General features: G+C 45.2%; 11 protein-coding genes and 1 pseudogene. 10 read left to right on the top strand and 2 right to left on the bottom strand.

Annotated features, from left to right (window positions below; genetic code table 11):
* Positions 1 to 465 precede the first annotated feature (465 nt).
* On the top strand, positions 466 to 1,053 hold the full coding sequence (locus RQP50_RS23125) for a TetR/AcrR family transcriptional regulator (protein WP_315746874.1): 588 nt from the start codon (positions 466 to 468) through the stop codon (positions 1,051 to 1,053).
* A 78-nt stretch (positions 1,054 to 1,131) separates the two neighbouring features.
* Complete coding sequence (locus RQP50_RS23120; RefSeq protein ID WP_315746873.1) at positions 1,132 to 1,860, top strand: hypothetical protein; 729 nt, start codon at positions 1,132 to 1,134, stop codon at positions 1,858 to 1,860.
* Positions 1,861 to 1,954: 94 nt separating this feature from the next.
* On the opposite strand, the pseudogene RQP50_RS23115 reads toward RQP50_RS23120, so the two are convergent.
* A pseudogene (locus RQP50_RS23115) lies at positions 1,955 to 2,074 on the bottom strand (LysE family translocator); the annotation flags it as partial.
* Between the two features lie 162 nt (positions 2,075 to 2,236).
* Between RQP50_RS23115 and RQP50_RS23110 the strand changes: the two are divergent.
* From RQP50_RS23110 to RQP50_RS23095, 4 genes are all read left to right on the top strand, one after another.
* On the top strand, positions 2,237 to 2,461 hold the full coding sequence (locus RQP50_RS23110) for a hypothetical protein (RefSeq protein WP_072731263.1): 225 nt from the start codon (positions 2,237 to 2,239) through the stop codon (positions 2,459 to 2,461).
* Between the two features lie 181 nt (positions 2,462 to 2,642).
* On the top strand, positions 2,643 to 3,842 hold the full coding sequence (locus RQP50_RS23105) for a phosphoenolpyruvate hydrolase family protein (RefSeq protein WP_315746872.1): 1,200 nt from the start codon (positions 2,643 to 2,645) through the stop codon (positions 3,840 to 3,842).
* Positions 3,843 to 3,964: 122 nt separating this feature from the next.
* The gene (locus RQP50_RS23100) at positions 3,965 to 5,209 is read left to right on the top strand and encodes a Tm-1-like ATP-binding domain-containing protein (RefSeq protein ID WP_315746871.1); all 1,245 of its coding nucleotides are present in this window, start codon (positions 3,965 to 3,967) and stop codon (positions 5,207 to 5,209) included.
* Entirely contained in the window at positions 5,206 to 6,045 is an 840-nt protein-coding gene (locus RQP50_RS23095; protein WP_315746870.1) for a phosphoenolpyruvate hydrolase family protein, read from the top strand. The genes RQP50_RS23100 and RQP50_RS23095 overlap by 4 nt, the downstream gene beginning before the upstream one ends.
* A 171-nt stretch (positions 6,046 to 6,216) precedes the next feature.
* Here the strand turns inward: RQP50_RS23095 and RQP50_RS23090 are convergent, their stop codons facing one another.
* Positions 6,217 to 6,900, bottom strand: coding sequence for an MIP/aquaporin family protein (locus RQP50_RS23090; RefSeq protein ID WP_315746869.1), 684 nt, complete (start codon positions 6,898 to 6,900; stop codon positions 6,217 to 6,219).
* Positions 6,901 to 7,500: 600 nt separating this feature from the next.
* Here RQP50_RS23090 and RQP50_RS23085 point away from each other — a divergent pair.
* From RQP50_RS23085 to RQP50_RS23070, 4 genes are all read left to right on the top strand, one after another.
* Positions 7,501 to 9,150, top strand: coding sequence for an S-layer homology domain-containing protein (locus RQP50_RS23085; protein ID WP_315746868.1), 1,650 nt, complete (start codon positions 7,501 to 7,503; stop codon positions 9,148 to 9,150).
* 16 nt (positions 9,151 to 9,166) lie between these two features.
* Positions 9,167 to 10,711, top strand: coding sequence for a dockerin type I domain-containing protein (locus RQP50_RS23080; protein ID WP_315746867.1), 1,545 nt, complete (start codon positions 9,167 to 9,169; stop codon positions 10,709 to 10,711).
* Positions 10,708 to 13,917 carry a cohesin domain-containing protein gene (locus RQP50_RS23075; protein ID WP_072731277.1) on the top strand — a complete coding sequence of 1,070 codons (3,210 nt, stop codon included), beginning with the start codon at positions 10,708 to 10,710 and terminating at the stop codon, positions 13,915 to 13,917. Before RQP50_RS23080 ends, RQP50_RS23075 begins: the two co-directional genes overlap by 4 nt.
* Positions 13,918 to 14,568: 651 nt before the next feature.
* Complete coding sequence (locus RQP50_RS23070) at positions 14,569 to 15,093, top strand: GrpB family protein (RefSeq protein ID WP_315746866.1); 525 nt, start codon at positions 14,569 to 14,571, stop codon at positions 15,091 to 15,093.
* The last annotated feature ends 220 nt before the right edge of the window (positions 15,094 to 15,313 follow it).

The following is a 15,313-nucleotide window of genomic DNA, read 5'->3' as shown; positions in this document are numbered from 1 at the left end:
GCTGAAGTGGGCAACAATGAAGCAAAAAGGTCGAGTATGGGTACAAATGTAACCCATAGCTCGACCTTTTTCAAATCTAGAGTCGTCTCACAAGTAGTAAAAACCTACTTATGGGACAGCCCCTATTCTGACTGGCGATATTAAGGATTTCTTCAATGAACCAAGAGAAGTAACATCTGCTGAGATTTAATTTGACGCATGAAATTTTTAATTGAAACCTATTATGAAATTCGTAAGCAAGTTGGTGAGAACTTCCCAATTGGGTTAAAACTAAATTACTGGTTCGTTGCACAAAACCAACATCTCTAGCGAGATCTCGTAAGATATTTGGAGATAAAATACTTTGAAAATGGTTAAATTAATAACTGACTGAATCTAATTCAATAAAACTTGACTGAATTAAGTTCAGTCGTATATGATTGAATCAGATTCAGTTGTAAAAAATAATGCGGTAGGGGATAAATGATGAAAAGAATATCAAAAGAAGCTGATGTAAGGCGTCAAGAGTTAATGGATATTGGTTTTGATCTTTATATGAAAAACGGTATGGGAGGATTTAGCATAAAGGATGTTGTTAATCATGCAGGTGTAGCAACAGGCTTATTTTATTATTACTTTAAATCTAAAGAAGAATTTGTCGATGAGATTTTAAATGATTTCATTGTGAAAAATATAGAAATAATTCAGCAAATACTTACTTCGAATGAATTGCTAGTTATGCAAAAAATGAAATATTCCCTAGATATATTTTGGAAATTTGTTGAAAAACTAGCGCCATACAAAGATGAGAGTTCATTTCAAACGGAACAACATTACCTACTTGAGCAAAAAATATTTATGCAATTACGTCCGCTCATTAAACAGGTCATTGAGGATGGAGTAAAAACAGGAGTTTTTCACACTGACAACTCATTTCTAACTTCTGGATTTATTTTATATGGTCTTAGTAGTATTGCCCATTCAGAGATAGATTTAACTCTGAATACAAAAAAAGAGATGGTCAATCTAATATTAACCACACTAAAATACGATCAAAAAGAAGAAAAAATCTAAAATTACATCATGGTAAATGAATAAGATTGAAAAACAATCATTGGAAAAACAATTGAAGAAGAATACAGGGGGATTAATATGAAAATTTATATTGACGGAAATAATATTTCGCAGGAACAACTTACAAAATGGAAAAAAGAACGTATTAAGAAAGTTTTCCATACATTAGGACATAAAGAATCTGAAATACAAGATATAGACGACATAATAAAAAAACTAACAGAACTAAAGTTGAAATATTCATACAATGAAATGTACGATAAGTTGAAATCTAAACTTAGATTGAGCGAAATAGGTATGCGTATCAGTACAGTTTTATCTGGCGGTAAGCGAAAATTTTCAAAAACAAGTATCTATTTAGATGGGATTACGGCAGAAGAAGCTATAAATGGAATTGATAGTTTAATGCTTGAACAATCACGTGAAAATAATCAAGTGAATTTATCGGCTTGTCCTGATCACTATGTACTAAGACCCTGTGGGAAAAATGAATTAGAGGTTATCGAAACTACTGGTAATTCTCCATTCCCAGTTCAATTTTTTATTGTTTATGGTGATGAAACGGGATTGAAAACACCTAGAGATAACTCTTATCAATACCAATCAACAGGTGTTGCACGCATGAAAAACGGTACTATTATTGGGGGAGTTCGACATCAATTTAAAGATACTGATACTGGGATAGAAGTAAGTCTAGTGGTTGAATTCCCAGCACTTTGTCCTAATAGCCTTATTAAATCGCATCAAATGCATTTAGCCTGTGAGTTTTCTTATTGGTTACAATGGATAACAGGTCAAAAAAAATAATTTTTCCCAAAACATTTCCAACTTGTGGAACGTATATTGTTATGGTTTCTAATCACAAAGAATGATCATATCATCTTTTTGGAAGGAAAAAGTTAATGAAAAAAGCCGAGAGACCGAACATGGTTGCGATCATGTAAATCACGAATCCAAGTATAACACCAAGAAGCGAAATGACTCCAGCTGTGCGACCTTGCGAAATAGTACGAGAAATTAAGAGTTTTTATTTTTCAGTCCATTACTTAATTTTATTTCCATAGAAGAGACAAAAGCAGAACTTAGGCGTATAGTTATGTAGAAAGGAATCGTTGTAGCTATTCCTTGTGGAACAATGTTGCGAACGAGCAAGTACGAGAATGATGTGGTGGTGGATAGGTAGATGGATCGACGAATAAAGCGACGCCTGTGCGCCTTACTGATTTGTTGTATTGCGTGCTGTATAGCCGTCATCGTATTTCTGATCCAATTGAAGGGGAATAAGGATTCTAACTATATGGGAACGACTTTGTTCGCAGCAATGCTGTCACTCTTTTTTATAGTTGGCAACACGGCAGTGCTAATCAGTCTGCTTGCGCAGCGTCGGGCTAAGAGGAAAATACAATAGTACGTAGGCAGCAGCTTGGAGATTTTTCACCAAGCTGCTTTTTTGCATGTTGCTCGAGTTGAAGCCATTCATTTATGGACATTCGACCGGCTAATCAGAGAATGTTATGATATTCACAACACAATCGAAACGAAACAACAACCTAGCAGCAGCAACGGCAATGAAAAGAAGGTGTGTGAACATGTACTTTGATCGTGAAACGATTCGAAATAGATTGCATGCCCAATTGAAATCGAACGGGCACATTATTGGCGTAGCAGCCGGTGCAGGGATTTCGGCTAAATATGCGGTAAAGGGCGGCGCCGATTTCATTTTGGCCTTGAATTCGGGGCGTTTCAGACAGATGGGCTTAAGCTCTCTAGGGGGACTGCTCCCATTTGGGAACTGCAATGAGCTCGTCATGGAATTTGGCTCGAAGGAAATTGTACCGCTCGTCAGAGAGGTACCGGTGATGTTCGGGTTATGCGCAACAGATCCGACAATTCAGTTGGAGGCGTACATTCAAGAAATTCAGAATAAAGGATTCTCGGGAATCAACAATTACCCTACCGTTGGACTGATTGGTGGACAATTCGGCGAGGCGCTAGAAGAAGCGGGTATCAGCTTCGAGTCGGAAGTGGAAGCGATCCGTATCGCAAGCGGGATGGGCATGTTCACGATTGCGTTCGTGTTCAACCGGGAACAGGCGCACCTGATGGCAGCAGCCGGTGCAGATGTAATCTGTGCTCACTTAGGATTTACGAAGGGCGGCGTATTAGGTGCGGCGAAGGTGCTCTCTTTGAAGGCAGCCGCAGACTTGGCGGCGCAGATTTTCCAAGTGAGCGATAAAATCAATCCGAATGTGATCAAGATGATCTATGGCGGTCCAGTCAATACGCCGGCTGATGTGAAATATATGTATGACAATACGAGCGCAGTCGGGTACTTGGGCGGCTCATCATTTGAGCGAATTCCTTCAGAGGCGGCGATCACGAAGACTGCGATTGATTTTAAGGAAGTTGGGGTAACGGAGCAAGACAAGCTGCTTCATAAAATGCTCGAAGGGGTAACGAAGCATTACGATTATGTGCAGTTCGTGAAGGAATACGTTGAGGCGAACTACATGCATGATATTTCGTTTGCAGAGCTGGCCCAAGTTGCACATCTGTCTAGAACCCATCTGAGTTATTTATTCAAGCAAGAGGTGGGATGTACATTTCCAGAATACTTGACTAGATTCCGAATCAATAAGTCGATCGAGTTGATGAAGCAGCGTCATTTAGATTTGTCGGAGCTATCTGGCTTGGTTGGCTATAACGATTATGCGCACTTCAGCAAAATGTTCAAAAAGACAACGGGGTTGTCTCCAAGAGAATATCAACGACAATACAAAAACACATGAACATCGTACAAATATACATGAATCAGAATCAGAATCGCCCTATACTTGAATTGTAAGCCGGCTTAGGTAGTTCATATAGATCAGTACTTCATATACTTCCACTTCATAAGGAGGTTGTTATATTGAAAACAGTGGCGATAGTCGGTACGTTCGATTCCAAAGGAGAAGAGTTTTTGTATGTGAAGGAAATTCTAGAAGGGCTTGGATTGAATACGCTTACGATTCATAGTGGAGTATTTGATCCGATGTTCGTTCCCGATGTATCGAACGAGGAAGTGGCTAGAGAGGTGCGGGCGGATATTCATGAAATCGCCTCCAAGAAGGATCGCGCCTTAGCAACCGAAGTGTTGGCCCAAGGAATGGAGAAGCTGATTCCAAGGTTGTATTCGGAAGGGAAGTTCGATGGCATCCTCTCCTTCGGCGGCTCTGGCGGTACTTCTATTGTAACGCCAGGAATGAGAGCGCTGCCAATTGGGGTGCCGAAGATCATGGTATCGACGGTTGCTTCTGGCAACGTATCGCAATACGTAGGTACTAGCGATATTATGATGTATCCATCGATCGTCGATGTGTCGGGCTTGAACTCGATCTCGACACGCATCTTTACGAATGCCGCACTTGCGATTGCTGGCATGGTGAAAGAAGAAGTAACGGTGACGGTAGAGAAGAAGCCGCTAGTTGCAGCCACGATGTTCGGTGTGACAACGCCTTGCGTCAATCATGCGAGAGAGTACTTGGAGAAGCATGGATATGAGGTTGTTGTCTTCCATGCGACAGGTGCAGGTGGGAAGACGATGGAATGCTTGATTGAATCCCACTATTTCGATGGTGTTCTGGATTTGACAACAACAGAATGGTGCGACGAACTGGTCGGCGGTGTGCTGAATGCTGGGCCGCATCGGCTGGAGGCCGCAGTGCGGGCTCAAGTGCCTCAGGTCGTATCGACGGGGGCGCTGGATATGGTGAACTTCGGGCCATTCGATTCCGTGCCGGAGCAGTTCCAAAATCGTAATTTCTATAAGCATAATCCGACCGTAACGCTGATGCGAACCACGGTTGAAGAGAATATAGAGCTCGGTAAGATCATTGCCGATAAGCTGAATCAAGCAACTTCACCGACAGTGCTGATGCTGCCGTTGAAGGGGGTATCCGCACTGGATGTAGAAGGACAGCCATTCTACGGGACGGAAGAGGATAAGGCTTTATTCGATACACTTCGTACGCGGATCAATAAGGAAGCTGTAGAGCTTATTGAAATGAATGCAGACATCAATGACGAACAGTTCGCAATCGCAGCAGCTCAGAAGCTCATTGAGCTGATGAAGCACAGCAGCAGCGAAACTTACATCAAGGAGGAAGTACAATGAAACAATCACGCCAAGATATCATCAATAAATTAAAGCAACAAGTTGCCAATGGTGAAATGATTCTCGGAGCCGGAGCAGGAACGGGGATTTCCGCGAAGAGTGGGGAAGCGGGCGGCGTTGACTTAATTATCATTTACAACTCAGGCAGATATAGAATGGCGGGACGCGGCTCACTTGCAGGACTGCTTCCTTATGGCGATGCTAACCAAATTGTAGTCGACATGGGCGCTGAGGTGCTGCCTGTCGTGAAGAATACGCCGGTACTTGCGGGTGTGTGTGGGACGGATCCGTTTCGCATCATGGAAGTGTTCCTGAAGCAATTGAAGGAACAGGGCTTCGCGGGTGTGCAGAACTTCCCGACAGTTGGACTGATTGACGGGGTATTTAGAGCGAACTTAGAGGAAACAGGGATGGGCTATGACCTAGAGGTGGATATGATTCGCCAAGCACATGAGCTCGGCATGCTGACGACACCATACGTATTCGATGAAGAACAGGCGATTAAGATGGCGAAGGCAGGTGCTGACATTCTGGTTGCGCATATGGGCTTGACAACGAAAGGGACTATCGGGGCGAAGACAGCATTGACGCTTGATGATTGCGCGAAGAGAGTGCAGGCAATTGCCGACGCAGGTCGATCGGTTAATCCAGATATACTCGTTATCTGTCACGGAGGTCCAATCGCTGATCCAGAGGATGCGCAATATATCTTCGAACATACAACAGGCATCGATGGATTCTTCGGTGCATCGAGCATCGAACGCTTTGCTGCAGAAGTCGGAATCAGACAGCAAGCCGAAGCATTCAAGAATGTGAAGTTGAAGCAGCAATATTAGCATAGCGGGGGAGTGAGCGCTCTCATGCATCGTTCGTTGTGGTTTGCAGATCTCATTTTCGCATGAAGATGTTTGAATTCGAATATACAGCACATGTGCATCATTTTGCATATGCAAAGGGGCTTGCTGCGCTTATGCGGCAAGCCCCTTCGTTATGTGTTGGTGTCTATATTAGGCTTTGCGGCTTCCCAATACGCGGAATGCAATGACCGCTAGAATAGCGCCAACGAATGGTGCTGTTACGAACACCCACAGTTGGGACCATGCTTCGCCGCCGAGCAGTACAGCAGGCCCGAAGCTGCGGGCAGGGTTAACGGATGTTCCTGTCAATCCAATACCAAGAATGTGAACGAACGCAAGTGCAAGACCGATCACGATTCCGGCTACACTTCCTTTGCTTTCATCCGAAGTTACACCAAGAATGGCGTAAATGAACACGAACGTCAATACGATTTCGACAACGAATGCCATGATTGGAGTAATGCCGATGCCGTAACCAGCCCCGAATCCGTTCTGGCCAAGGTTCGTTACCGCAGTGCCCGTGGAATCAATGATTGCATACAGCAATCCAGCGCCTGCCACAGCCCCGATTGTTTGAGCGACAACATACCCGATGAAGTCTGCAACAGACATTTTTTTATTGAACAGCATGGCAAGTGAGACAGCTGGGTTGACGTGACATCCGCTGATTGGCCCGATTACATAGGCTAGCGCAATGATCGACAAGCCGAAGGCAAAGGCGATGCCGAGATTTCCGAGCTGTGCTCCTGCAGTTGCTGCGCTTCCGCAACCGAACAGAACGAGTACAAATGTACCGATAAGTTCGGAAAGATATTTTTTGATTGGTGAGTGCATGTAGTTCCTCCTTGTAATACTTACGAATTGTCAATGACAAATACCATATACACCTTTGAAAACCATAAAGAAACATCCAATATTTTCTGAAAAGTCATTAAAAATGTCCTTTCTCTGTTAAGACTTTGCGTCATTACAGCAAAAATATGTTGGATCCGATTCAGAAAAAGGGCATTTGTCTTACCTTTGAAGATATAACGCGAATAAAAGAGGAAAACGTAGGCTGATGAAGAAATTTATATCAGATCGAGGGGTGGGTAAGAATTCCAATTGGTAGGTAGCGAAATAGGAGAAAAGTTCCTTGAAAATGAAAGCGTCAAGACTTCAATTTCACTCAAGCAATATTATGAAACATGCACAAGTACAAAAGGAGATTCAGTTAGAATTGCATTTCCATATACAACGAAGAAAACCCGCTACTATCGACTATAAGATGATGAAGCGGGTTTTTATTTACCCATGGCACTTCATGTTGAAAAATTCGTCTGAACAATCATGGGTTCAATTTATACAGAATGAAGGCTATAAACCAAAGGAGGTGATCCCTTTTAGCTAAATCCGTATCTAACCCAAAAGTTTGATCCGAAAGGAGAGATCAGGATGAAAAAAATGATGTTTGCGCTTTGCTTGATGCTACTCATATTGACGTCTTTCAACTTTGGTAGCATGGACGCCAAGGCGGCAGAGGGGGCACGGATTGCTCTTAGTAACCCTTCAAGCAGCGTACATGTTGGTGACACGTTCAAGTTGCAAGTGAGCGGTGAAAATTTCAATGATCTATTTGGTGTCGAGGTTTCGTTAACGTACGACCTCAAGGCTTTGCAGGTGCTGGAGGTAAAGGCCGGTGACGGGTATGATACTTTTGGCGCTTACAAGGATGATGCTAATGAAGGGAAGCTTCATATCCCCGTGATGAGAAAACAGCTGCAAGGAATTCCGCAGGCATCTGTTCGCCTAGCAGAAATTACGTTTAAGGCGCTGCAGGGAAAACAGGCCGCTGTCGAGATTCAGCATGTGAAAGCCGTAAGCAGCGAAAGAGTTGTTAATGAGCAAGGATACAAAGATTTGAAAGTGCTTACATCTGGTGTGGGTGAAGCAATAACATTTACAATTTCGAAGAAGGACGACCGAGATCCGTCTCCAGGATCGGGCTCAGGTTCAGGATCGGGCACCACGAGCGGACAGTTGGGTTCAAGCAAGGAGCCGGTTTGGAATATGGATGCCATATTGAAGGAAAAGGATCCGGTACGTGCTGCGGAAATGCTGCAATCCTTACTGAAAGGGTTGAAATCGGAACCGGCTTCAGCGGAAAAGGAGGTAATTCAGAAAGCTGCGTTATCCATCCTGGAGAAGCTATCTTCCATTTCTATGAATAAAGAGGGCGTGGATACCTATGTGATTGCTCCAGAGGATCTGAGCAAGCGAAAAACACTTTTGGAGGACATGAAATTATCTCTGTCTCAATGGAAGATGAATACTGCGGAAATCAATAAAATCGAGCTTAATGCATTGTTGGAATATACGCTGTGCGGACGTGATGTCAATAAACTGGGCGTTTATCGTTATAACACGGCTAAGGCTGTTTGGGAATATATCAGGGAAGCCCTCCATCAAGAGCAGGCTAGTAAATTCGGGCTGGTTGTAAAGCAGGCCGGGACATACCGAGTGATGGAATATACCAAGTCGTATGAAGATATCTCCGGTATTTATCCGGAAGCTCGATATGCAATTGAGGCTCTGACTGCGAAGCATATCGTGCAAGGGACATCGGAGACGTTATTTTCGCCTAGCAAAGCAGTGACCCGCGCTGAGTTTTCTTCCATGATCGTGAAAGCGCTCTCCTTGGATCGGCTTATAACGGATCGTAAAGAAGAAGCTGCATATTCGGATGTTAGGAAAGGCGATTGGTATTACGAAGACGTCAAAATAATGCATCAGCTTCAAATATCAAAAGGTTACGACGATGGCACATTCAAGCCGAATGAACCGGTGACCCGTGAGCAGATGGTCGTCATGATGATGAATGCATTACAAAACCTCGGTCAGGTTCAGGGCGGCAATGCGCAGGCTTCAGGCAAGCCGTTTGCTGATCAAAATGCAATTAGTTCTTGGGCCCAATCGTCGGTAAAAAAGGCAAAAGAAATGAAGATCATTTCAGGTACGGGGCAGAACCTATTTATGCCGAAGCAGTCTTCAAATCGTGCCGATACGGCCGTGTTGATTTGGAAAATGCATCAGCATGCGAAATAAGGGAGGGGAGTCGGTTATGTTGAACTCCGGATTGAAAAAAGCTTGGAGAATGGGGAGAATTGCCGCGTTGGCTTTTCTAATCGCCTTGCAGCCGTTAATGCTTGTTCCCGGAACCGCCGAGGCTTCTGGGGCAAGTAAAGATGCGATATTTGCCGGACAGGGCGGTGATCCAGCCGATCAGCCGATTGGCGAACCCGCTGATGGTGGGCCGACTGATGGATCTGGTATGGATAACGGTGAGCTTGGCGATGGTTCAGTTGATGTGCCGTCCGATGGCAAAGATGGTGATTCGGCGGACGGTATGGTTGAACAACCGCAGGAAGATCCGGTGGATGACTCCTTGATCCCGGAAGGAGAAGAAAAGGGTCCGCTGCTTGAGCCTGTAGGGGCGGGCGAACTGGCTTCTCAAGAAATTCATGAAGTGAAACCACTCTTCAATAACGGGTTTGAAGAGACGTTGAATGCGGATGGAACCATCCCGGGCTGGAGTATGTTTTTTGCTCCGAATGAGGGAACTTCCTATGAAATATCGCAGGATATGCGGTATTACGGCACTTCCAGCCTGAAGCTGGTAGATAAATCGAATACACTGCCGATTTATGTGCAGAGCGATCCGCGCCCTGTAACGCCGGGCTATACGTATAACGGGTCGGCCATGATGTATATTGCCCCGAATGCAGGAAATGCGGCCGGAGCGAGCCTGGTGCTTCGTTTCTATGATGCAGCCGGGAAACAGGTCAATACGGATAAGGATGGCGAGAACATCGTTCATTTAAGAACCGTCGGGTCGTGGACGCGGGTTACGGTAACGGGTATTGCTCCTTCCAACGCCGTAAATGCGAGATTAGCAGCTTCTATTTCTAACTACTTTACTGCGGAGTCAGGTGCTTTTTATGATGACTTCACTTTAACCTCACCGCAAGAAGAGAAAGCGCCAGGCACCTTGCATCTGCAAATGCCGACAGGCATTTCAGGCAGCCAGCAGCTTGAAGCCAAAATTATGCTGAGCCGAGGTCAGGACGTGCAGAAGGCATTTGGCAGCTTGCGTTATGATCCGACAGTGCTGGAGGTTGTGTATGCAGCCGTCGCAAGTGATTTTCATACAGGTGGGGAAGCAAAGCTGGATTGGAGTCATGAAGCGGGGGTTCTGAAGTTCGAGGTAGCCAAAATAGCGGGTTCTACCGTCAGCGATGATAAACAGCTCATAAATGTCACCTTTAAAGTTTTGGGTGAGCCAGATCGTGTTGATGTTACGCTGCTTTCGGGCTCCGGCATACAGGATTCAGAAGGTATCCAGAACAACAAGATTTATATCGGTACATCCGATGAACGGGCTAGCACCCAGATCCGCAGAGCATCTCTGGATGTGAATGGCGACGGAAAAATCGATCTGTTTGATGTGATGGCTGTAGCCAAAATGGTGGGTCAAATGGCGGCGGGGGACAACTGGAAATATGATATCAACAATGACGGCAGAATTGATCATGCGGATGTCGAGGCGCTGACCAACGCGATCCTGTCGAAGTTGCTGAATTTGGATGATGGAGGACATGCTCTATGATACCACGCGGTATGAGAAACCGTTCAATTACTATGGCGCTTATCTTGGCACTGGGGCTGAGTACGCTATTGCCGATGGGGGCGCAGGCAGCCTCGGAGAAGGAGAGTAAATTGTCGAAATTAAAGTTTGGAACGCCCATAAATCTCGGTTATCCGATCCGTACCGTATCGATCAACGACGGCGTGATGGGAAAAGAAAATGAAAGGGATGTGCTGTACACAACAGCATCGACCACTCCTGCCGTATTTAACGTGATAGATGTCAAAAATAATGCGCTAATCCGTACTTTTGAGCTTGAAGGAGTCGCCCAATCGTGGAGACATGTCATTGCTCCCGACGGTACCGTTTATATTGGCACCAATACCGCATCAGGTACGGGAGAGCTGTGGAGCTACTCGCCGGCTACCAAGTCCGTTCAGAAGCTGAAGGTTATCGGGGGTGAGAAATCAGTATGGTCCATGACGACCGATCCAGAAGGAAATGTCTATATCGGTACCTATGATCATGGCAAGCTGTTCCGATATAATCCGAAGACCAAAGAATTAAAGGATTACGGGAGCTTGCTCGCTAACCACAACTATATACGCTCCATGGCTTACGTTGATGGTTACATTTATGCCGGCATGGCGCTTCCATTCGAAGTCGTGAAGGTAAACGTGGAGACAGGGGCTTCGGAAGTGATCTCTGACGAAGTGCCTAAAATTCTTGGCGTAGAACATGAAAAACTGGAATTTGCCTATGATATGGCCGTAGTGGATAAATATCTGTTCATCAAAGCAAGTGGAGAAGCAGGTTTGATGATGGTCTACTACAATCTGCAGGAACAGAAGTGGGAAGATAAATATATAGGTGTTGATCCAGTTAACGGTAAGGGAGTGATGAGCTATAACCAGATCCCTGTCGCGGACGGCAAGGCTTATGTGCCAGCCCACGGAGGCATCTTGGAGGTTGATTTGTCGACGCTTGCGACGAGAAATACCGGAATTAGCTTTGCTACTTCCTTACGTGGGGCGGCATGGATCGATATGGGGGATCCTGAGCTAACCCCTGATCGCACGATCGTGACGATCCAGGCCAACGGCAAATTATCGGCGCTGGACGTGAAGAAAGGACTGCGCAAAGATTTGCCCGGCGTTGCCGCCAAAGGCGGACCGATTCCGATTCATAATATGGAGCGGGGAACGGATGGACGCTTGTATATGACGGCTTATCCCGGCGGGGTCGGTGGTGCGTTTGATCCGGTAACCCGTGAATCATCCAACTTCTTGATCGGACAAGCGGAAGGGATTGTATCTGCCGGTAATAAGGTATATTACGGGATATATCCTGGCGGATACATTTATGAGACTGATATTTCCAATGGCAAAATGAGCGAGCCCAAGCAGCTGTTCCAGGTTGGATCAGGTCAAGATAGACCCTATAAGATGGAGTATGCGGACGGAAAGTTGCTGATCGGTACGATTCCGGACTATGGGCAATTGGGCGGAGCATTAACGATTTACGATTTGGCAAGCGGGGAAAAGCAGGTGTATCGCAATATCATCCAGGATCACAGCATTGTAGGTCTTGCCTATAAGAACGGTAAAATTTATGGTTCAACCACCAAATCTGGAGGATTAAACACAACGATGCCTGCGAATAACCCGGAAGTGTTTGTTTGGGATATCGCGAAAAAGGAAATGACGATGCATACACAGCTTACATCGTTGACCGGGCTTGGCAATCATCGGATGATCAGCGGCCTTACTATTGGTCCGGACGGTTTGCTGTGGGGCGGCGTTGACGGCATACTTTTTGCATTGAATCCGGACGATCTTTCGGTCGTCAAGCAAAAAAACATATATCCCGATGTGAAGGATTACGGAATGTGGCGTCCGTATTATTCCCGCTGGGGTGAGGATGGTCTTCTGTATATCAGCCTGGCGAACCGGATGACGGTTGTGGATCCGGCCACGATGGAGTATCGCTCGTTAACTCCAAGCAACTTTGAGATGAGCTTCATGACACTTGCTAAGGACGCGGACGGACATGAACAAATCTATTACACGGATAAAACGAAATTAATGATGATCCCGATTTCCGAATCTGACAGCGTAAAGACGGTTGTGAGAAACGGCTGTTTCGGGGAACCGCTAAATGCGGATGGAACCATCCCAGGCTGGAGCGTGGAAGCAGGAACGGAAGTTGAGTATAGCCTTTCGCAGGAACAGAGCTTTTGTGGAGAACAAGAGCAAAGCTTGAAGATTATTGACAAGTCACAAAGCAATAAAGGAATCGGCAGCTATCTTAGCGATCCGATTCCAGTCGTCCGCGGCGGCGAATATACGGCTTCGGCGAAACTCTATATCGAGCAGGGACTGATTGAAGGCTTGAGAACGGATGACTCCGGCATCGTTTTATATTTCTATGATAAATCCGGTGCCCGGATCAGTACGGTAGCAGGCACGGTAATTAAAGGCATGCCGCAAAAAGAATGGATCGACATTTCAGCGACCGGCACTGCTCCAGAACAAGCGGTATTCGCACGAATATCCCTATATTCTTCGGCGTGGAACATGATGGTCGGATATTATGACCAAGTGACCTTTGAAGGACAGTCTCCGGGCGGACTGCAATTGAAGGCTGTGGGCGAAGTGTCCGTCGGAGATACGTTTGATGTGATCTTGCAGGCCAAGGACGTTACCGACCTGTATGCGGTGCAGGCAGCATTGGCATTTGACCCCGCCCTGTTCGAAGTGGTGGATGTTCGGATGGCAGACGGGTTCGGTTCCACATCTACCGCTTATCTGGGTTGGGACCAAGACGGCGCGAAGGGCAAAGTCAACATCATTGCTACTCAGTTAGGAGATCGAGCACTAGGCGGCAACGTGGATATTGCGCATATAACCATAAAGGCGAAGCAATTTGGCGATCCGGCGGAAGTGGTGCTTACCAAACAGTCGTTCTTTACCGACAAAAATGGAGATGTGACCAAACTGTCTTATATGCTCTCGGAAGATGAGAAGCTTGGCATCCGATTCGCTTACGATGTAGAAGATTTCAACAAAGACCATAGAGTAGACGCTCAGGATATCGCGCTCATTGCCAAGCAATTGGGCAAGAAGCCTGACGACAGCAACCGAATGATGGACTTGAACGGAGATGGAATCATTGATATCAGCGATATTGCACTGGTCGTATTGAAATCGCTAGAGTCCGTGAACTAGGGTTCTGCCATCTGAGCAGCCCTTTATAAACAAGGCGCCCCTTCTTTCGGTTGAATGCCGGAAAAGGGGCGCTGTCTCATCTATGAGTACATCAATGAGATGTTTATAGTACGTTGTTACGACTAGTTTTGGGCGGGCGATAGATAAAAAGACCAAACGAACGAAATCATACGCTTGGCCCTTTTATTTTAATAGACTTGATTCAAACTAACCATCCCAAGACTACCGTAAGAACCTTGAAATTCCCCTTTAAGGACATAAGTTCCTGCACTAAGGTATCCAATTGAAAACTCGACAGGACTTGGGGAAGTGGGGCCAATATTCACGGTAGTCGAAAATACTCTATTAAGTTGACCAGAAGGCCATTTGGAATAGAGCGAAAGTTCAACGATTTCATTTGTAGAGCTCCACAAGCCTACACTTAATTTATGTAATGAATACACTGTTACATACGAATCAAATTATATTTGACAATATTAGTAGATCAATTTGGAATGAAGTGGGATATGGATTTATAATTATGGAGGGGCAATCATTAACAGGATACTGATCTGACGCGGTTGTCACTAATATCTGCCCTGTAGAGTGTGATCTTTCAGGGAGCTGGTTCGAAAAAATGCTTTTGAAGTTTTGACAGGATGAGGTGCGAATATGGAACAGGTCATTATTGATTCATATAACCCTGAATGGATAAGAAGGTATGAAGAAGAACGAGACAAGATTATGGAAGCCGTCGCGGACATAGGTTTGGCGGTTGAGCATATCGGCAGCACGTCGGTGCCAGGGCTCAGTGCCAAGCCAGTCATTGATATGATGCTTGGTGTACGGGAATTAGAAGATATGAAGGCGAAGCACATCGAACGAATGCTGGAGATTGGTTATGAATATGTGAATAAGCCAGATTTCCCTGAACGATTGTTTTTTCGCAGGGGACAGTGGAGAGCGGGCACAGAACATCTGCATGTCTATCTGTATAATGGGGAGAATTGGAAGGACAATATTCGATTCCGCAATTATTTACGGATGCACCGGGATGCAAGGGAGCAGTATATGCAGCTTAAGCATGCTTTAGCTGCACAATTTCCGCATGATCGCGTTCAATACACAGCGGGGAAGGCTGATTTCATACAAGGCATCATCAACATGGCGCGTAGGGAAAATGTGAATCTGGATTAAGGTTGGGTAAAGTTTTATTTATATTGTTCTTTCACAAGCAATCTTCCACTTTAAGCGGTATATTGAAGGTATATCGATGGACGGTAAATGGATGTGATTCTATTTGGCTTAACGAAGGAAGAATTTGTGCAGAATGAGCGGGAGTGTAATAGAAAGGAAAAATCAAAAAACAGGAATTGTTGCGTAGGGAAGAAAAGGTTATTCCTTTGTAAAATATCGT

It is taken from the genome of Paenibacillus suaedae (assembly GCF_032337355.1).
Taxonomy (GTDB): domain Bacteria; phylum Bacillota; class Bacilli; order Paenibacillales; family Paenibacillaceae; genus Paenibacillus_B; species Paenibacillus_B suaedae.
Note: the sequence above shows the minus strand (reverse complement) of the source record. Positions and strands in the feature narration are given on the sequence as shown.